Source organism: Haloarcula terrestris, from assembly GCF_031624315.1.
GTDB lineage: Archaea > Halobacteriota > Halobacteria > Halobacteriales > Haloarculaceae > Haloarcula > Haloarcula terrestris.
On record NZ_JAMQOM010000001.1, the window covers coordinates 455,523 to 474,398 of the forward strand.

At 65.8% G+C, this 18,876-nt stretch carries 20 protein-coding genes and 1 tRNA gene; 6 read left to right on the forward strand and 15 right to left on the reverse strand.

Translation table 11 applies throughout. From position 1 onward, the window contains the following. Window positions 1-22: 22 nt before the first annotated feature. A complete protein-coding gene (locus tag NDI54_RS02470; RefSeq protein ID WP_310894897.1) occupies window positions 23-1,138 on the reverse strand; it encodes a BMP family lipoprotein in 1,116 nt (371 codons plus the stop codon). Window positions 1,139-1,342: 204 nt separating this feature from the next. Between NDI54_RS02470 and NDI54_RS02475 the strand changes: the two genes are divergently transcribed. Continuing rightward, window positions 1,343-2,536, forward strand: a complete 1,194-nt coding sequence (locus NDI54_RS02475; protein ID WP_310894898.1) for an inorganic phosphate transporter — start codon at window positions 1,343-1,345, stop codon at window positions 2,534-2,536. A gap of 4 nt (window positions 2,537-2,540) precedes the next feature. Here the strand turns inward: NDI54_RS02475 and NDI54_RS02480 are convergent, their stop codons facing one another. Beyond that, window positions 2,541-2,972 carry a universal stress protein gene (locus NDI54_RS02480; protein ID WP_310894899.1) on the reverse strand — a complete coding sequence of 144 codons (432 nt, stop codon included), beginning with the start codon at window positions 2,970-2,972 and terminating at the stop codon, window positions 2,541-2,543. A 171-nt stretch (window positions 2,973-3,143) separates the two neighbouring features. Then, window positions 3,144-3,216 (reverse strand) — tRNA-Gln (locus NDI54_RS02485). 160 nt (window positions 3,217-3,376) lie between these two features. Between NDI54_RS02485 and NDI54_RS02490 the strand changes: the two genes are divergently transcribed. The 3 genes from NDI54_RS02490 (at window position 3,377) to fer (ending at window position 5,520) form a co-directional block, all read left to right on the forward strand. Beyond that, the gene (locus NDI54_RS02490; RefSeq protein WP_310894900.1) at window positions 3,377-3,985 is read left to right on the forward strand and encodes an IMP cyclohydrolase; all 609 of its coding nucleotides are present in this window, start codon (window positions 3,377-3,379) and stop codon (window positions 3,983-3,985) included. 82 nt (window positions 3,986-4,067) lie between these two features. After that, on the forward strand, window positions 4,068-4,766 hold the full coding sequence (locus NDI54_RS02495) for a metallophosphoesterase family protein (protein ID WP_310894901.1): 699 nt from the start codon (window positions 4,068-4,070) through the stop codon (window positions 4,764-4,766). Window positions 4,767-4,851: 85 nt separating this feature from the next. Continuing rightward, a complete protein-coding gene (gene fer / locus NDI54_RS02500; RefSeq protein ID WP_310894902.1) occupies window positions 4,852-5,520 on the forward strand; it encodes a ferredoxin Fer in 669 nt (222 codons plus the stop codon). Window positions 5,521-5,529: 9 nt separating this feature from the next. Here fer and NDI54_RS02505 read toward each other — a convergent pair whose 3' ends face one another. Beyond that, window positions 5,530-6,705, reverse strand: a complete 1,176-nt coding sequence (locus NDI54_RS02505) for an aspartate kinase (RefSeq protein WP_310894903.1) — start codon at window positions 6,703-6,705, stop codon at window positions 5,530-5,532. Window positions 6,706-6,916: 211 nt separating this feature from the next. On the opposite strand from NDI54_RS02505, the gene NDI54_RS02510 reads away from it, so the two are divergent. Next, window positions 6,917-7,315: a GNAT family N-acetyltransferase gene (locus tag NDI54_RS02510; RefSeq protein ID WP_310894904.1), complete on the forward strand. Its 399-nt coding sequence runs from the start codon at window positions 6,917-6,919 to the stop codon at window positions 7,313-7,315. A 6-nt stretch (window positions 7,316-7,321) separates the two neighbouring features. Here NDI54_RS02510 and NDI54_RS02515 read toward each other — a convergent pair whose 3' ends face one another. The 4 genes from NDI54_RS02515 to NDI54_RS02530 all read right to left on the reverse strand — a co-directional run bounded on the left by NDI54_RS02515 (window position 7,322) and on the right by NDI54_RS02530 (window position 11,033). Continuing rightward, window positions 7,322-8,296, reverse strand: coding sequence for a YndJ family protein (locus NDI54_RS02515; RefSeq protein ID WP_310894905.1), 975 nt, complete (start codon window positions 8,294-8,296; stop codon window positions 7,322-7,324). Beyond that, window positions 8,293-8,967, reverse strand: a complete 675-nt coding sequence (locus NDI54_RS02520; RefSeq protein WP_310894906.1) for a DUF4166 domain-containing protein — start codon at window positions 8,965-8,967, stop codon at window positions 8,293-8,295. Before NDI54_RS02520 ends, NDI54_RS02515 begins: the two co-directional genes overlap by 4 nt. A gap of 234 nt (window positions 8,968-9,201) precedes the next feature. After that, window positions 9,202-10,581: a threonine synthase gene (gene thrC, locus NDI54_RS02525; protein ID WP_406600162.1), complete on the reverse strand. Its 1,380-nt coding sequence runs from the start codon at window positions 10,579-10,581 to the stop codon at window positions 9,202-9,204. Window positions 10,582-10,643: 62 nt separating this feature from the next. Then, window positions 10,644-11,033: a helix-turn-helix domain-containing protein gene (locus NDI54_RS02530; RefSeq protein ID WP_310894908.1), complete on the reverse strand. Its 390-nt coding sequence runs from the start codon at window positions 11,031-11,033 to the stop codon at window positions 10,644-10,646. A gap of 445 nt (window positions 11,034-11,478) precedes the next feature. On the opposite strand from NDI54_RS02530, the gene NDI54_RS02535 reads away from it, so the two are divergent. Further along, the gene (locus NDI54_RS02535; protein ID WP_310894909.1) at window positions 11,479-12,456 is read left to right on the forward strand and encodes a phosphoribosyltransferase family protein; all 978 of its coding nucleotides are present in this window, start codon (window positions 11,479-11,481) and stop codon (window positions 12,454-12,456) included. Between the two features lie 109 nt (window positions 12,457-12,565). Here NDI54_RS02535 and argF read toward each other — a convergent pair whose 3' ends face one another. The 7 genes from argF to lysW form a co-directional block, all read right to left on the reverse strand. Further along, window positions 12,566-13,462 (reverse strand): ornithine carbamoyltransferase, encoded by an 897-nt coding sequence (gene argF, locus NDI54_RS02540; RefSeq protein ID WP_310894910.1) that lies wholly within the window; start codon window positions 13,460-13,462, stop codon window positions 12,566-12,568. A gap of 1 nt (window position 13,463) precedes the next feature. Further along, on the reverse strand, window positions 13,464-14,525 hold the full coding sequence (locus tag NDI54_RS02545; protein ID WP_310894911.1) for a [LysW]-lysine hydrolase: 1,062 nt from the start codon (window positions 14,523-14,525) through the stop codon (window positions 13,464-13,466). Continuing rightward, window positions 14,522-15,649, reverse strand: coding sequence for an aspartate aminotransferase family protein (locus tag NDI54_RS02550; RefSeq protein WP_310894912.1), 1,128 nt, complete (start codon window positions 15,647-15,649; stop codon window positions 14,522-14,524). The genes NDI54_RS02545 and NDI54_RS02550 overlap by 4 nt, the downstream gene beginning before the upstream one ends. Then, entirely contained in the window at window positions 15,646-16,557 is a 912-nt protein-coding gene (locus tag NDI54_RS02555; RefSeq protein WP_310894913.1) for an acetylglutamate/acetylaminoadipate kinase, read from the reverse strand. Before NDI54_RS02555 ends, NDI54_RS02550 begins: the two co-directional genes overlap by 4 nt. A gap of 18 nt (window positions 16,558-16,575) precedes the next feature. Further along, on the reverse strand, window positions 16,576-17,613 hold the full coding sequence (gene argC, locus NDI54_RS02560; RefSeq protein WP_310894914.1) for an N-acetyl-gamma-glutamyl-phosphate reductase: 1,038 nt from the start codon (window positions 17,611-17,613) through the stop codon (window positions 16,576-16,578). Next, window positions 17,610-18,518, reverse strand: coding sequence for a lysine biosynthesis protein LysX (lysX, locus tag NDI54_RS02565; protein ID WP_310894915.1), 909 nt, complete (start codon window positions 18,516-18,518; stop codon window positions 17,610-17,612). Before lysX ends, argC begins: the two co-directional genes overlap by 4 nt. An 84-nt stretch (window positions 18,519-18,602) precedes the next feature. Further along, a complete protein-coding gene (gene lysW, locus NDI54_RS02570; RefSeq protein WP_004959888.1) occupies window positions 18,603-18,767 on the reverse strand; it encodes a lysine biosynthesis protein LysW in 165 nt (54 codons plus the stop codon). Window positions 18,768-18,876 lie beyond the last annotated feature (109 nt).

Sequence of the window (18,876 nt, forward strand, 5' to 3'; positions counted from 1 at the left end):
GTCACCGCGTGTGGCTGCGGTCTCAGACGTTGCCGGGGTCGGTCGGCACGCTGATGTCGCCGTCGATGATGCTCTGGCGGACTTCGGACACCTCGTCTTTGACTTCCTGTGGGATCTCCGAGCCGAGTTGCTGGCCGTACACCGCTTCGACGCCGTTCTGTTCGAGGCCGAGCGTGTTCACAGTGCCGCCCTCGAAGTTGTCGTTGACCACGGACTCAACGGACGTGTAGACGGCGTTGTCGACGCGCTTGACCATACTCGCGAGGATAATGTCGCTGAAGTTCGCTTTCGTGACCGACTGATCGCGGTCGACGCCGATGGCGAAGCGACTCGCTTCTTGAGCCGCCCGGAACACGCCGGTCCCGGTGTTGCCCGCCGCGTGGTAGACGATATCCGCGCCGGAGTTGTACATCGAGAGGGCCGCCTCCTGGCCGCCGGAGGGGTCGTTGAAGTCCCCGACGTAGGCCGTCTGGATGTCGATATCCTCGTTTGCGTGCTTGACGCCGGCCTTGTAGCCGGCTTCGAAGCGACCGATGAGGTCGCCCTCGACGCCGCCGACGAAGCCGACGTTCGTGGAGTCGCTCTGCGTGGACCCGCCACCGGCCGAGAACTCCTGACTCGATAGCCGTGCGGCCATCAGCCCGACCAGGAACGAGCCCTGATGCTCGCCGAACACGTACGAGCCGACGTTGTCCGCGTCGACGGTGGAGTCGACGATCATGAAGTTCTGCTCCGGATACTGGCCGGCGTTCTCCGTGAGGGCGTCTGCCTGCAGGAAGCCGATACAGCAGACGAGGTCGTAGTCCGGGTTCGAGGACTGTGCGTACTGCTGTTGCAGGCTCGCGAAGTCCTGTACGTCCTCGGGCTGGGACTCGTCGTATTCGATGTTCAGTTCGTCTGCGGCCCGGATGATGCCGGTCTGGGCCTGATCGTTGAACGACCCGTCGCCGAGCCCACCCGTCGCATACACCATGCCGATACGACCGGCCGGACCGCTGTCGCCGTCGCCACCGTCACTCCCATCGCCATCGGTGGCGTCACCGTCGCCGCTGCCGCCGTCGCCACCCAGACAGCCGGCTAAACCGATTGCGGTTGCGGTACCGACACTACTGATGAACGTGCGTCTCCGTTGTGACATGTCCCACCAGCGTTGTGGATAGGCGTTAAAGACTTCGGTGTCACACACCAGCCACACCGGCGACAAAGCGTGGCAAGATGGGGGCAAAGATTCCGACACCACCGCCGCGGGCGTTTTATGTACTGAGTGTGAACGGCTGCCAATGACAGTCTGGTCGCGTTCACACAGCAGCAACTGGCAGGCTCCGGAGGCGTCTCGCACGCGGTGACCACCGTCGTCTTCTGGGCGCTGGTCGCCCTCGCGACGGTCACCGGGCTGGTGACGGCCTGGACGCTCGGTGCGAACAGCAACTCGCCGCCGTTCGCACCGGCTATCGGCGCGAACGCCATCTCGACGATGCGCGCCGCCTTCCTCATCGGTATCCTCGCCGCACTCGGCGCACTGACCCAGGGTGGGAGTATCTCCGAAACGGTCGGTGCTGGCCTCATCGACGGCGTCCAGATCACGTCGCTCGCGGCTATCGCCGGCCTCCTGACCGCGACTGGGTTCATGGCCTTTGGCATCTATTCGGGCTACCCCGTCCCCGCGGCGTTCGCAACGACGGGCGCGATGGTCGGGGTCGGCCTCTCGCTGGGCGGCCAGCCGGTCTTCGACACCTACCGCCGCATCATCGTCTTCTGGCTGCTCGTCCCCCCTGTCTCGGGTGGCCTGGCCTACCTCACCGCGACAGTGCTGCGTCGGGACGACATCCCCGAGACGGTCGGGGTCCCCCTACTGGCCGGTGTCGTCGGCGGTATCGTCGCCAACGTCCAGTTAAGTATCATCCCGTCGCCGGCCGGTACAGAACAGGGCTCGCTGGCCGGCTTCGCAGCCATGACTGCGGGCACAGACATCGCCGCCGTCGCCGCGACGCTGCTGGTCGCCGCCGGAAGCTTCTACTACATCCGCCTGCAGACCCAGGCCTCCGTCGACAAGGGTATCAAGACCTTTCTCGTCGTGCTGGGTAGCGTCGTCGCCTTCTCCAGCGGCGGGAGCCAGGTCGGTCTGGCGACCGGACCCCTGGAGAACCTCTACCGCGTCGAACTCGGCTTGCCCGGGCTGGTGTTGCTGGCGCTCGGTGCGGCGGGTATCCTCGGCGGTGCGTGGATGGGCGCACCCCGTCTGTTGCAGGCGACCTCCCGCGAGTACGCCCAACTCGGCGTCCGCCGGTCTATCGCAGCGCTGGTCCCCGGTTTCATCATCGCGCAGGCCGCCATCGCGCTGGGCATCCCTATCTCGTTCAACAACATCATCATCTCCGGAGTCATCGGCGGCGGTCTGGCTGGCGGCTCCGCCGGCGTCTCCCGCCGGAAAATCGGGGTGACCGTCGGCTTCTGGCTCATCACGCTCGTCACCAGCGTCGTCATCGGCTTCGGCGTCTACCGCGTACTGGCAGCGCTACTCGGCGGCCAGGTCTGAGACGCTACCGGACGACCGTCACCGTCACCGGTGCTTCGCTGACGACCGTCGTCGCAACGGTCCCCAGCAACCGCCGGGCGATCTCGTTTTTCGTCCCGCCGTGGCCGCCCATCACCACCTGACCCACGTCGGCCTCCTCGACGTAGTCCAGAATCGTCTCGGCCGGGTCGCCGGTCTCGACGGCGGTGTCGACCGCCCGACCGACCTCGTCGGCCTGCTGTGCGGCCCGGTCGACGAGATTACTCGCCCGCTCGTCGGCCGCCGCCCGGCGGTCCGCGTCCGCTTCGAGCAACCCGCCTTCGCTCATCCCCGTATCGAGCGGCGCGACGACGTTCAGTACCGTAATCCGGCAGTCGAACGTCTCCAGCGCGTAGGTTAGCGCCTCGTCAGCCAGCGGCGAGCCATCCAGCGGGACGAGGACGTGACCTGATACCATACCGGATTTGCGGGCCGGGGCTACAAGTATGGGCGGGGCGGCGGTCGGTTGTGTACTGGTCCATGCTGGATTTGAACCGAAGCCAGACGTGCTCGCTTCGCTGTGCGCGACTGGCAGGGCTCGAATCCAGTAATTACGATTCTCTCGCTCACGAATTGTTCGCGAGAAGAATAGTCCATCCTGGATTCGAACCAGGGTCGAAGCCCCCAGAAGGCTTCAGGATTGGCCACTACCCCAATGGACTGTGCGCAGTCTACTGTACCGGATGCCCCTTTGTAAGCGTTGCGCGATTCGGTCGGACATGAAGCGTGTCAGCAGGCCGCATAGCTACATTTCAGGGGGCGCATCCACGTCCGCGAACAGACATCGACAGCGCTTTTTCTGGTTGTCGCGCACAGTCGCGTATGTACGTCGGACGATTCGTCGTCGTCAGTCCCGAGGTCGGCGCGTACCGCGTCTCCTCGCGCTCGTTCCCCAACCGCCAGGCAGTACAGCGCGACGGCACGGTGACCGTCGAACCGACGCCGGACGCGCCGGCAACGGACAATCCTTACATCTCCTACAACGGCGTGCGCGTCACCGAGCGCGGCGCGGTCGTCGGTAACGGGTCACACGTCGACCCCATCGCCGAAAAGCTCGAACTGGGCTATCCAGCGCGGGACGCCATCGCGGAGCCGCTCCTGTCGCTCGACTTCGAGAAGGACGACTACGACACGCCCCGCGTCGCCGGGATCGTCGGCGTCGACGCGGCAGACCCGACGACAAACGCCGACGGGCCGGGCGCGGTCATCGGCACCGTCCGCCGGGACGCACTGTTGGTCGAGGAAGTTACCGAGCCGACGCTGGTGGCGACCTACGAGGAAAACAGCCCGACGGCGTTCGATCTGGCCGCGGACGACGCCAGCGGGGCGGCCCGCGAGGTGTACGACCACGAGTACGAACACGCCGTCTGTTCGGCCGGCGTCGCGGGGTCGGCGGGCGAGTTCGACGTGGCCGTGTACAACGGGGAGTGAGCGGATGGCCGCGAACGGACAGTGGACACAAATACTGAGTCAGGACCGACACTCAAGTCCCCACAGGGGGTAGACCCTAGCAATGAAACTCGGCATCATCTCTGATATCCACGGCAACCGGGTGGCGTTAGCGGCGGTGCTAGCGGATATGCCGCCCGTCGACGGGCTGGCCTCTGCCGGCGACGTGGTCGGCTACAACCCCTGGCACGCCGACTGCGTCGACGCGATGCGCGGACACCCCGAGGCGCTCCCGGACGACGTTCCCTGGCCGACCGAGGAAGTCCCGACAGTGATGGGTAACCACGACCGGGCCGTCGCAAGCGAGACGCCGTTCGCGTTCAACGGGATGGCCCAGGCCGGCGTCGAACACGCCACGGAGCAGTTGTCCGACGAGCAGATCGAGTGGCTGGCGGGACTGCCCGACGAGCGCCGGGTGTGTGACGACCGGGTGAAGCTCGTCCACGGCCACCCGGACGACCCGGACCACTACACGTTCCCCGAGGAGTTCGGGCCGGACCTGCTCGGCGACGAGGACGTGCTGGTGATGGGCCACACACACCAGCAACATCACGAGGTGTACGATGACGGTATCGTCATGAACCCCGGGAGCGTGGGCCAGCCACGGGACAGGAACCACCGGGCCGCCTACGCGGTGCTCGACCTCGACGCCCGCTCTGTCGAGGAACACCGGGTGGCCTACGACACGAGCGCAGTCATCGACGCTGTCGGGGACGCCGGCCTTCCGCGGGAGATCGGCTTCCGGTTGACACAGGGCCGCTAGCACTCGCCACGGTACACATCGCTGGCAGCCTGCAGATACTGCAGCGGGACGAGAGAATTTATGTCCGTGACCGCTACGGTGTGGTGTGGAGTCCCCATTCGATGTCCTCGGAATTCCGCCCGACGCCGACGACGGGGAGGTCGTCAACGCGTACCGCGAGCGGGTGAAGGAGGCCCACCCGGACCAGGGCGGGTCGACGGCCGAGTTCCAGGCAGTCAAAACGGCCTACGAGCGACTGCAAAACGGCTACGAGCCCGGGGACCCGCTGCCGGACGAGACGCCAGAACCCGCATCCGAGGCCGAAGCCGAGGAAGCGCCGCCGGAACCGGACGACCCGATGGTGGAATTTCTCAACTTCGAAGTGCTAGAGGACCACGGCTGGGCGCTCGGCGACGAGGACCTGTTCGAAAAAGCCGCCGAGGCGAACCTGCGGTCGACCGACTTCGGCCGCTTCTACGTCGACCCGAACGACACGCTACTGGAGGCGGCCGAAAAGAACGGCTTCGCGTGGCCCTTCGCCTGTCGGGGCGGCGCGTGTACGAACTGCGCGGTCGCGGTCGTCGAGGGCGAGATGCCGTCGCCGGCGAGTCACATTCTCCCGCCCGACCTCACGGAGAAGGGGATCCGACTGTCGTGTATCGCCGCCCCGGTTTCTGACGATGCAAAAATCGTCTACAACCTGAAACACCTCCCCGAGGTCAGCGAACTCCTCTTGCCTGCGAGCCGGTTCGAACAGGCCTCCTCAACCGATTGAGACCCGCGCTCAGAACACGTCCTGGACGATAGAGAGGGCCTGTTCGCGGTCCGCCCACGGGACGAACACGGAGACCGACGTGGCGGACGTAATCACGTCGTAGAGGTGGATGTGTGCGTCGGCCAGCGGTTCGACGACTTGGTGGGCCAGGGCCGACTGGCTGGGGTCGCCGCCGGTGACGCGGATGACGGCGATTTCGTCTTCGACGGTGACCGACGAGAGCGTCTCGTCGTCGACGATGCGGTCGTGCAGCAGTGCTTCGGCCTGCTCGGCGTCGTCCTCGTCGACGTAGAACGTCAGCGAGTCCATTCCCGAGGAGTTTGCCTCGATGTTGATCTCCTCGTCCGCGATAGCGCTGGCGAGATCTGCAAGGATGCCCGGACTGTTCCGGATGGCGCGGCCCGCGACGGTTACGCAGGCGATGGGCTGTTCCTGCAGGTCGATGAGATTCTGGAACTCGCCCTCGATAGACGTACCACCGGAGAGCAGGTCGCCGTGCTGGTAGTGGACAACGCGAACCCCGAGATCGTCGGTCTTGTACGACAGCGCCGACGGCGCGACCACCTCGGCCCCGCGGAACGACAGCGAGCGGAGTTCGTCGACGGAAATTTTGCCGACGTTCCGAGCGCCTTCGACGACACGCGGGTCGCCGGTCATGACGCCTTCAACGTCGGTGACGATGACGACCTCGTCGGCGTCCATGTAATCGCCCATCATCACGGCGCTCGTGTCGGAGCCCCCGCGGCCCAACGTCGTCACGTTGCCCTGGTGATCCTCTGCCAGGAACCCGGTGATGACCGGCACCACGTCCTTGAGTTGGCCGGCCAGCGCGTGGGCACGCTTCTGGGTCTCCTCGACATCGACCTCGCCGTACTCGTCGGTGATGATCGGCCAGTCCTCGCTCCCGGGTTCGAGGAAGACCGCCTCGATGCCGCGGGCGGCGAGTGCGCCCTTGAGCATCCGAACGGAGGTCCGTTCGCCCATCGAGACGATTTCCGCGCGGTCCGCGGAGTCTGCGTCGTAGTTGATCTCCTCGAGCAGTTCGTCGGTCGTATTCCCCATCGCCGAGGCGATGACCGCGACCTCGTGACCCTGCTGGACGGCGGCCGCAATCGAGTCTGCGGCCCGATTGATACGGTCGCCGCTGCCGAGGCTCGTCCCGCCGAACTTGGCGACTACACGCATGCTACCACCGCGTCTGTGTGTGTGTAACTCATTGGCCTCGGGTTGTCCGTCGCTCGGGATAACTGTGTTCATCTGTTTCCGCACCGCACTGGCGACGGTACCCGAGAGATTCCGTCGTGTGAAGCCCTGCTGCCGCGGAAGCGATCACAACTCGGAGTGTCCACCTGCCGCCGACACACCGTTTATTTGCGTGGGGGTCCCACACATAGGCATGGATATCCGCGACGCTGTCGAGGACGACGCCGAGCGACTGGCCGCCCTCGCCGACGGGCCGCCGGACGTGATGCGGAACCTCGTCCACGACCGCACCGTCCGCGTGGCCGAGGCAGACGACGACATTGTGGGGTTCGTGAGCTTCGACGCCGAACGTGGGACCGTCCACGTGACCCAGCTGGCCGGGTCGAGCGACGCCTGCGAGGACCTCCTCGCCGACCCGATCGAGTTCGCCCGCCGGGAACACATGTCGGTCGAGCTACTGCTGCCGGAAGACGAATCCGAGGTCCGGTCGGCTGTCGAGGCGGTTGGGTTCACCTCGACTGGAAACGGCCCGCGGTTCGACGGGCAGGAGACGACGCGGTACCGGTTGGAGCCGGAGCGAGCGGAACACTGATTGGCGTCACGGAACCGCGAGCCGCCACCCGAGCGTCGCACACAGCCCGAACCCGAAGGCGTTCAGCGAGCCGTGGAGCGTGACCATCGTCGAGATCGTCAGCCCCAGCGAGCGGCCGGTGAACGTCGAGATTCCGTAGCCGAGCGCGAGCGTCATCGAGACCGGGAGCGCCACGGCCGCGATGCCAAGCAAAGCCCCCTGCAGTCGGGAACAGGTGGGGACGACGCGACGCAGGACGACGACACCGAAGGGCGCGACAGCGACGGTGAAGAGACTCACTGCGACGACCTCCACGACCGGCGAGAAGGCGATACCGACCGCGATGAGCGCCGGCCCGACGAGGATGACGCCGACGACGGCGCGGAATCCCCGCGAGTGGGCATCGAGGTATCGGCCGGTCAGTCCCGCCGCGACCGGGAGGACAAAGCCGGCGTAGTGGAAATGGACCGCCGTCAGTCGAATGATGACAGGGTCGAACCAGAACGTCAGGTCGAGATGGGCCAGCAGGAGCGCGACCGCGCCAACCGAGACGTAGGCGAAGCCGGCGTCGATAGCCGTCTCAGGGAGCACCAGCGTCTCCCGCGTACGAATCCGAGCGAGCGCGGCGAGTCCGAGCAGACCGGTGACGGCCAGCCACGGCACAGCGAGTCCGGCAGCCAGCGGTGACAGGGACGGGAAGATTAGCGATGCCACAAGCAGAAATGCGCCGACCGGCTGGAGCCAGATAGCTGCGGTCGTGAACCGCCTTGCAGGCCCCTGAAACGCCCCAGTCACCGCCGTTCGGAGCGCGAGCGGGACCAGCACGAACGGCGCGAGGGCGAGCGCCCGTTCGATAGCGTCCAGTTCGCCGGCGGCCGTCAGCGCCAGCCAGATCACCGCTCCAAGCACTGCACTCAGGTCAGTTACGGCGATGTTCCTGATAGTCGGCTGGGCAACGCTGCCGGGTGCTGGCGTCCGGGATTCGCCGACACGGTCGCTCATCGCGGCGGGAGCGCGTCGAGTCCGCGGACGATGCGAAGATCGTCGGGCGTCCCGTCGCCATCGGTCTGTTCCTGCGTGAACGTCCCGCGGTAGCCGAGCATGTGGCCCACGAGGTCGTTCTCGACAGTCGCGGTGACGTGGTAGCGCTCGTCGGTCTCGTCGTAGCGGTCACGGACTTCTACGTCGGCGGCCAGCGGTCCCGGTAAGGGAACGTAGCGGTTGCCGAGGCGCGCCCACTGCCGGCCGCCAGCAACCACGAGCGCGCCGTCCTCGACCCGCGGGTGGAGTTCGCTGGCGATCCGGCCGTGCGTTCCCAAGAAGTCAAGCAGCCGCTCGGCCTCAGCGTCCCAGACAGTCAGCGAATCGAACAGGCGAGTGGTGTCGCCGAAGTCGAACGCGCGGCGAGTCGTCATGGCCTCGTGGCCGCCGGCCGTCGTGTAGGCCACCGTCGTCACCGAGAACGGCACGTCCGTACCGGATTCGGGAAACAGCATGTTCTGGGTCGTCATCGCGTACAGCGCCGGCAGGACCAGCGTCCCGCGGGTGATTTCCATCTCGCCGCGGCCGACACAGACCGTCCCGTCGTCGGGGCCGAGGCTGTACCGGTCCCGAACCTTCGGATGGAGGTCGGCCGCGGCCTCGCCCAGCGCCCGCTCGTAGACGCCCGTCACGAAACCACCCGAGCCGGCGGCGTTCCCAGCGCAAGCGGCGTCTCGACGGCAGTGGTCCGGTACGGCGCTCCCGTCGCACCACAGGTCCGTTCGTCCATTGGGTCGCTATTTCCGTGGCAGATAGATATTTCTGCTGGGTAGAACGCGGGGAAAATACCGAACGGAGCGCCGGCGAAGTGAATTTTCGACCAGAGACTCCAGCACAGCCGCGGATCGGTTTGCAGCCGCGCTCGTTTACTGCTTCGAGCGGAATTTCCGATACAGATACGCCAGGCCGAGACCGCCAGCGACCAGCCCCGGGACCAGCGGCGAATCGGCGGCCTTCGATGCCTGTCGCCGAACCGTCTCGGCGACTGACGACCGTTCTTCGATGAGTTCCAGCACGGCCTCGGTGCTGTTTTCGACCGGTTCCGGCGCGTTGCCGGCTTCGGCGGCCGCGTCGGGGTCTTTGAGCAGATGGCCCGTCGTCAGGCAGACGACCGATTCGTCGCTGTCGACGACGCCCTCGTTTCGGAGTTTCCGGAGGCCGGCGACGGAGGCGGCCGACGCCGGCTCGACGCCGACGCCTTCCCCGGCGATGTCGCGCTGTGCCTCAGTGATTTCCTCGTCGGAGACGGCGACGGCGGTGCCGCCCGTGGCGCGGATGCCCGGCAGCGCCTTCGGTGCGTTGACCGGATTGCCGATGCGGATGGCGGTCGCGCGGGTCTCGACATCCTCCCAGCGGCGGGTGTCCTCGTACCCCTCCTCGATGGCCTCGACCATCGGCGCGGCCCCCTCGGCCTGGACGCCGGTGAGTTTGGGGACCTGCTCTTCGGTGATTGCGCCGGCCTTGACGAGTTCGCGGAAGCACTTGTACAGCGCCGCGGTGTTGCCGGCGTTGCCAACCGGCAGGACGATGCGGTCCGGGTACTCGCCGTGGTCGGCGTAGAACTCCTCCATGATCTCCAGCCCGATGGTCTTCTGGCCCTCCAGGCGGAATGGGTTCAGCGAGTTCAGGAGGTAGGCCTCACCACGCTGTGCGAGGTCCTGTACGATGTCGAGACACTGGTCGAAGTTGCCGTCGACCTCCAGAATTCGCGCGCGGTGGAGGCTCGCCTGTGCGATCTTGCCAGCCGCGACCTTCCCGGCGGGGAGGAGCACGAGCGTCTCCATCCCGCCGCGAGCGCCGTAGGCCGCCAGCGCCGCGGAGGTGTTCCCCGTCGAGGCACAGGCCAGTCGGTCGACGCCGACCTCCTGAGCGACCCGGACGCCGACGGTCATGCCGCGGTCCTTGAACGAGCCGGTCGGGTTCATTCCCTCGTGTTTCACGCGGAGCGAATCGACGCCGATGTCGTCCTCCAGACGGGGCATCTCGTGTAACGGCGTGTCGCCCTCGGGGAGCGTGACGCCCTCCTCGAAGGGCAGGGCGGCGTTGTATCGCCAGACGCCCGAGCCCTCGAACTCGTCAAAGGTCGGGAGGTCGGCGTAACGGACCTCAAGCAGGCCGTCGCAGTCGTCGCAGGTGTAGCGAATCGCGTCAAAGGGAGCGAACGTCTCACCACACTCGATACAGGCCAGCCAGACGCCGTCGTCGGCGGCCGCCGGCACATCGTCGGTGAGTTCCAGGTCAGCCATTGTCGGAATCACGCCCCCACCGGGCAAAAGTCGGACGGTTGCCGGTCGTGACGCTGGGGCAGTTACTCGGCGGGGCTGGCGTCGAACTCGTCGATCCGGTGGTGGACCGCGGCGGCCCACTCGTCGAGGGTTTCATGCATCAGTTCACGGGCCTCCGACAGCGGTGTCGCGGTGTACTGATAGACGTGGCCGCCGCCGTCGAGCAGGCGTCGCTTTCGCGTCGCCAGCCCCTTCTCCCGGAGCGTCGACAGCGAGCGGTTGACGTTCGAGCGGTCCCGCCCGAGTTCGTCGGCGAGTTCCTCGACGGTGCTTGCAGGCCTATCGAGCAACGTCTGGTACGTCCGTACCTCGTGTTCCTGCACGCCGAAGACGCAGGCCATCACGTCCGCAAGGGCAGGTTCGTCATCGACCATCAGTTCGTGGAACTGGTCCGGTGACGGATTGACAGACATATCCATTCGTACCGTTCCGATCCGCATAAACGGGGTCGTTACCTCAACCTCACCGCGACCGGGCCGTGTCTGTACGCCCTCCGACAGTTCCGTCGGGACTCGGCTGTCCGGGAGACTTCCCTTGTAAACAGTTGCCAAACATACCGAAAAGGGTACCGTTTCAACTGGAACTACCGACTTTCAGGGCCACAACGGTAGCCATTGCAGTGGGGAAAGTTACCAAACGTATCGAAAAGGGCGCTGTTTCGGGTGGAGAACGGCCGCTATCAGAGAGTGCAGGCGGCTATGACCGGACTATTCCCCCAATGATATGTCCCTCAGAGTTACAAATCAAAAGCATTAATACTCACCCACCGATGTCACTTGAAAAAGAAGTAAGCGCATTTTTCCTCGTGGTGTTCGCCCTACGACGGAGATGCTAATACTTTCCACTCCCCAGAAACCAATGAACTACAGGAGCTTTACCCACCTCAGTGCCGATACGCAGCAGTGGATCGTTGACCTTCCAGACGACCTCGATTTAATTGTCGGGATACCGAGAAGTGGGATGTTGGTGTCGAATCTGCTATCACTGCATCTCAATCTACCGATGACCGATATTGACGGCCTCCGGGAGGGGAGGCTTCTCCAGACCGGGGAGCGATACGACGGCGAGTTCGATATCTCGGAGTTCTCGAAGATTCTCGTCGTCGACGACACCGTCTACACCGGCGGCTCGATGACTGATGCCCAGTCGACGGTCGACGGTCTGAATCTGTCGGCGGACGTGTACTACGGCGCTGTGTACGTGGATGACGGCTCCGAGCGGTTCGTCGATACGTACGCCCAGACCCTGGATTTCCCCCGGGTGTTCGAGTGGAACATGATGCACCACGACTTCCTGCGAGAATCCTGCGTCGATCTGGACGGCATCCTCTGTCGTGACCCCACGCCCGAAGAGAACGACGACGGACCGAAATACCGAGAGTTCATCACGACGGTCGACCCGATCTGTGTCCCTTCGGTGAAGATCGGGAAGATCGTCACCTGCCGGTTGGAGAAGTACCGGAGCGAGACTGCCGCCTGGCTCGACGAACACGGCATCGAGTACGACGACCTAGTGATGATGCAGTACCCGGACAAGGCCACCCGGGTCGCCGCAGGCAACCACGGCGAGTACAAGGCCGAGGTGTACAAGTCCTCGGACGCGAAGCTGTTCATCGAGAGTTCCCATTCCCAGGCTCGGACGATTGCCATGCAGACGAGCAAGCCCGTCTACAGCAAGGAGCAAAACCGCATGCTCCAGCAAGGGTATCTGAACCGCGTCGCCAGAAACGGCCGCATGTCCATCGAGGCCGTCAAATCCAACCCACTCAGATACGTCGAACAGCTCCGGTCCGACCCCGTTGATTTCGTCAAGCGGGCCTCGTCGGTGTTTCTCTAACCCACCTTTTTCAGCGTCGGGTTCGAGTCTCGCTCTCCGAGCGCGCTCGAACCACTCCTTGAAAAACGTGGGGAAAAGGCGAGTGCTCGCGTCGCTCGCACTCGATGCACTATTCCTGCTCGGACAGCCACACCAGCAGCCCCTTCTGGGCGTGTAGACGGTTCTCCGCCTGGTTCCAGACGATAGCGTTGTCCGACTCGATGGCGTCGTCGGTGACCTCCTCGCCGCGGTGGGCGGGCAGGCAGTGCATGAACGGCCGCTCTTCGAGCAGGTCCGTCGTGATCTGGAAACCCTCGAAATCTTCGAGCTTCTGGCCGCGCTGGTCCTCCTGGCCCATGCTGACCCACACGTCCGAGTACACGATATCCGCGTCAGCCACGGCGGCGTCGGGGTCGTGGGTGGTCTCGGGTGCGTTGCCGAAGGCAGCAGCGCGGTCGGCCACGTCATCGGAGATGCCGTAGCCCTCGGGCGTGGCGACGGTGAGATCCAGGCCGACCATCGCCGCGCCGATGACGAAGGACTGGCAGACATTGTTGCCGTCGCCGACCCACGCCACGGACACGTCCTCGAAGTCGCCGAACTGCTCACGGATGGTCAGCAGGTCCGCGAGCGTCTGGCAGGGGTGGGCGTCGTCGGTCAGCCCGTTGATGACCGGGACCTCGGCGTATTCCGCCAGCTCCTCGGCGTCGCTGTGGTCGAACACGCGGGCCATGATGAAATCGACGTAGCGCCCGAGCGCGCGGGCAGTGTCCTTGACCGGTTCGCCGTGGCCCAGGTGGATGTCGTCGGGGCCGAGGAATACGGCGTGACCGCCCAGTTGCGTCATCCCCGTCTCGAAGGAGACTCGGGTTCGCGTCGACGGCTTCTCGAAGATCATCCCCAGCGTCTGCTGGTCCAGCAGATCACTCGGACTCCCCTCGCCGTGGTCGGCCTTGATGGCCGCGGCGCGGTCAAGCACGGTCAGCAGTTCGTCGGTCGTGAGGTCGTCGACATCGAGTATGTCCATGTCAGTCCTCCAGCAGGCGCTCGGTCGCGGTTTCCAGCACCGCGACGGAGCGGTCGTACTCGTCGAGCGGGAGGTGCTCGTTCGGTGCGTGATCGAGGTCGGAGTCGCCGGGGCCGTAGGTCACCATCGGGCAGTCCCACGCCTTCGCGTAGACGTTCATATCGCTGGTGCCGGTCTTGCGAAGCAGCGTGGGATCGCCGCCCTCTTGCCGGATCGCGGCCCGGAACGCTCGGGCGGCGCTGGTCCGGGGGCTCTGCATCACCGGTTCGACTTTGTCATCCCAGTTGACGGTCCCGTTCTCCAGGAACCCGTCGGCGATCTCGCGGATCTCGTCGGTGCTGTACTCCGGCGGGACCCGAAGTTGCACGTCCATCGTCGCCTCGACGCTCAGCCCGTCGGTCGACGTGCCGCCCTGGAACTCGACGGGCTTGCAGGTGACGCGCTCGAAGACGGGGTGCCACTCGTCCGTGGCGAACTCGTCGTCGACCGCTGTCCACCAGTCGATGGCGTCCTGAATGGCGTTGTTCTCCGGGCGAGAGGAGTGGCCGGACTCGCTCGTTGCGACGTAGGTCCCGGCCAGCAGGCCGCGGTAACCCAGCGTGATACCCTCCCAGCCGGAGGGTTCGCCGTTGATGACGGCGTTCGGTTCGGCGTCGCGGTCCTCGACCAGATGGCGGGCTCCCTTCGAGTCGACCTCTTCGCCGACGACGCCGACGAAGGAGGCCCCGGTGCGGACGGCCGCGACAGCCATCGCACACAGTGGCCCCTTCGCGTCGACGCTGCCGCGACCCCACAGCACGTCGCCCTCGTCGGTCTCTTCGACGCGAACCGGGATATCGCCCGGCACGGTGTCGATGTGGGAGGTGAGCAGGACGCCGTCGTCTGCCGGTGCCCTGACGTTGCCGACCTCGTCGAGCCAGGCCTCGCGGCCGTGGGCCTCGAAGAACTCGACCAGCCGTTCGGCCGCGGCCGCCTCGTCACGCGAGACCGACGGCGTGCGAACGATAGCTTCGAGCAGGTCGCGGGCCTCCGTGTCGGCCGCCTGGCTCGCGGCTTCGCTCATCCCACCACCTCCGCCATCGCCTCGACGACGGCGTCGGCGTGGGACTCGTCGATGGTCAGGGGCGGCAGCAGGCGCACGACGGTGCGGCCGGCCGGCAGCGCGAGCACCTGGTGGTTCAGGGCGAGCTTCTTCAGCGCCGCGTTCGCGCCGCGGCCGACCTCGACGCCGATCATCAGGCCCTCGCCGCGGATGTCCCGCACCTCGTCGCCGATGGCGGCTTCCAGTTCCGTCAGGAGGTAATCGCCCATCGCGGCAGCGTTACCGGGCACGGAGTCCTCGACGATGGTCGAGACCGTTGCGCCGGCGGCCGCCGAGATGACCGGGCCACCGGAGAACGTCGAGGCGTGGGAGCCGTAGTCCTCGGCGATCCAGTCCCGACACAGCGTCGCGCCGATGGGGAGGCCGTTGCCCAGCCCCTTCGCCGCGGTTATCATGTCCGGCGCGACGGCGGCACGCTGTGAGTTCCACAGCGCACCGGTCCGACCCATCCCGGTCTGGACCTCGTCGAAGATGAGTGCCGCGCCGGCGTCTTCGGTGATCTCTCGGGCGGCTTCGAGATAGCCGTCCGAGGTGGGGTTGATACCACCCTCGCCCTGGACCGGTTCGACGATGAACGCGGCGGTGTCCTCGTCGACAGCTTCGTCCAGCGCCTCGCTGTCATCGTAGGGGACGAACTCCACGTCGCCGATGAGCGGTTCGTAGGGCTTCTTGTACTTGTTCTTCCACGTGGTCGCCAGCGCGCCCATCGTCCGGCCGTGGAAGCCCTGCATCGTCGCGACGATCTTGGAGTTCCCCGTCGCCGACCGGGCGAACTTCAGCGCGGCCTCGTTGGCCTCGGTCCCGGAGTTACAGAGCCAGGTCTTGTCGATGGGGTCCGGTGCAGTGTCTGCGAGCAGGTCGTACAGCGCCGTCCGCTCGGCGTTCGGGTACGACGCCTGGACGTACGTGATCTGCTCTAGCTGCTCGCTGACGGCGTCCTGAACTGCCGGATGACCGTGGCCCAGCGGGACACAGGCGTAGGACGCGCCCATGTCTAAGTACTCTGTGCCGCTGTCGTCGTAGACGTAGGCACCGTCGCCACGTTCGATCTGGATGGGTTTCTCGTTGAAGACGAATCCGCTCATTGTTCCTCCGTCGCTGTCTGGTCTGTGTCCTGTTCGAGTGCGCTCGCGTGGACGTGGGTGCCGCCGCCGTCAAGTGCCGAGAGAATCGGTGACTCGGCGTTGGCGTCGGCCACCACGACCTCGGGTGCGCCGCCGTCGAGTGCTTCCTCGGCGGCCATGATTTTCCGGCCCATGAAGCCTTCCGCGGCGGCTTCGAGGGCGTCCCAGTCGGCGACCGTCTCGACCGATTCGATGAGCGTCGACGGGTCGTCGGGGTCCACGTAGACGCCCTCCACATCGGTCAACAGCACCAACTGCGCGTCGAGTTCGCCGGCGATTGCCGCCGCCGAGCGGTCGGCATCGGTGTTGACGGGAATCACTTCGCCGTGGTCTCGCGGCTCATCGCCGCTCGACTCGTCCGAGGCGCTCCGCGCCTCGCTATCCTCGCCGGCCATCGGCGGCGCAGCGACGGGCGTGTACCCGTCGTTGAGCAGCGACTCCAGCAGGTCGCCGTTGACCTGTTTGATAGTGCCAGAGTGGTCGCCACGGCGAATCTTCTTTTTGCCGTCTTCGACGACCCGCACTGCGGACTTCCGTGGTCCGTAGAGCAGTTTGCCGTCGACGCCGTTGAGCCCGACCGCGTCGACGCCCTCGCTCTGGAGGCCGGCGACGAGCTGGGTGTTCAGGTGGCCGAAGGCCATCTCGAACACCTCCATCGTGGTCTCGTCCGTGAACCGACCGACGACACCCGACGGCGTCTCGACGTACTCCGGTTCGACGCCGAGCCGTTCGAGCGTCTCGTCGACTTTGGTGGAGCCGCCATGCACCACGACGACCCGCTCACCATCGGCCACTAACGATGCCACGTCCGCAAGCGCCCCCGCGGGGTCGACCGCGCGAGCGCCTCCGACTTTGATAACTACTGTCATAAAAACAACCTCCAGGGGTTACGGTGCGCCGACGGGGTGGAGCCCCTGGAACTCCAGGCCCGCCGTCTCTTCGATGCCGAGGGCGACGTTGGCCGCGTGGACCGCCTGGCCCGCCGACCCCTTCATCATGTTGTCGATGGCCGAGAACACGACCAGTCGCTTGTTGCCGGGGTCGAGTTCGAAGCCGACCTCGGCGCGGTTCGTCCCGGCGACTGACTTCGGTTCGGGGTAGCGGTAGACGCCACCGCCGCCGGCGACGAGTTCGACGAAGGGTTCGTCCTCGTATTCGCCGCGGTAGGCCCCCCAGAGGTCGCCCTTCGAGACGGGGCCCTCGGGGAAGACGTGACAGGTCGCGCTCGCGCCGCGGATCATGTCCACCGCGTGAACGGTAAAGGACACGTCGATGCCGAGGAACTGCTGGATCTCGGCCTCGTGGCGGTGGCCCGTGGGCGCGTACGGGCGGACGACGCCCGAGCGCTCGGGATGCGAGGAAGCCTCGCCGCCGCCGGCCCCGCCCTCGCTGGAGCCGACCTTCACGTCGACGACGACCTGCTCGTCGCCCGAAAGGATGTCGGCCTCGAACAGCGGGAGCAGGCCCAGAATGGTCGCCGTGGCGTTACAGCCGCCAGAGGCGATGAGGTCCGCACCCGCGAGGTTGTCACGGTTGAGTTCCGGCAGCGCGTACTCGCTCTGTTCGAGCAGTTCCGGGCGCGTGTGCCCGTCGTACCACTCGTCGTACTGGGCCTCGCTATCGAGCCGGAAGTCCGCCGAGAGGTCGACGACAGTGCCGGCCGCCTCCTGAAACGCGTCGATCTGTTCCATCGAGACGCCGTGGGGCGTCGCGGCGAACAGTACGTCGACCGACTCCAGGTCCTCAGGCGAGGAAAAGCGCAGGTCCGAGTGCCGGAGGTTCGGGTGAGAGTGGCCGATGGTCTTGTTCTCCTTCGAGCGGCTGGTGGCCTGGGCCAGTTCGAACTCGGGGTGGCCATCGAGGATGCGGAGCAGTTCCCCGCCGGTGAAGCCGGAGCCGCCGACGACGCTTGCCGTGTACGTCATGCTGTCACCTCGGCGTCGGCCTCCGTCGCCGCCTTCTGTTCGAGCCAGTCGACGACTTTCGCGGGCACGTCCACGTCAGTGACCTCGTTCAGCGCCTTGAACTCGACGGTGTGGTTGACCTCGTGGACCGTGTAGTCCTCGAACTCGCGCCCGTCCTGGGTGTCGCTCTCCGACACCCCGACCTCCATCAGGTCGATACCGAGCAGTCCGCCCCCGACGGCGTCGGAGGCCTTCTCGACCAGTTCCAGCGCGCGGTCGTCCAGTTCGAACTCGGCGGTCTCTGCGCCCTTCGCGGCGTTAGTGAGCCAGTGGTCCGAGGAGCGGACCATCGCCGCAATCGGCTCACCGTCGACGGCCAGCACGCGCATGTCGCGGCCGGGCTTGTCGACGAACTCCTGGACGTAGAAGATCTTGTGCTCGTAGTGGCCGAGCGTCTCCTTGTGTTCGAGGATGGCCTCAGCGGCCGAGCGGGAGTCGATCTTCGCCATGAGGCGACCCCAGGAGCCGACGACCGGCTTCAGGACGCAGGGGTAGCCGAACTTCTCGATGGATTCCAGCGCCGCGTCCTTCGTGAACGCCACGTCGGTGTTGGGCGTCGGCACGCCCGCGGCCTCCAGCGCGAGGCTGTTGTTGACCTTGTCCGCGCAGGTGTCGGCGACCTCGGGGCCGTTGACCACGGGGACGCCGTAGGCCTTCGCGAACTTCGTCGCGTACACGCTGCGGCTGGTCGCCAGACAGCGGTCGACAACGATGTCGAGGTCATCAAAGGCCTCGGGGGCCTCGTGGATGTTGAACTGCTGTTTGCGAACGTCGATCTTTTCGATCTCGTGGTCGCGCTCGCGCAGTTCCGACAGCAGGAGCTTCTCGTCCCGACGGATGCGCGAGTAGAGGAGTCCGACTTTCATACTGAGTCCTCCGTGGGTTCGCGGCTCGCGGCGTCAAACGCCACGGGTACGTACGGCGTCGAGCGCCGCGCCACCGCGAACACCTCACTCACCCCAGTCCTCTTCGAGCTCGGGTGCGCTGTCGAGCTCGACGGGGTCGGCGCCGACGACTTCCAGTTCGGCACCGCAGGTGGCACAGTCAACGATCTCTCCGACTTCGAGGTTGTCGTGCAGGGACACGTCCGCCCCGCACTCGATGCATTCTGCCATTGTAGTTCATCCTGTGATAGGGATCCACTTAAAGCCTTCGAACATATCAGAATAAATTTACTAGACAGACAGCACTCTACTGGTGTGAAAAGCCCGAATCCGCTACGTT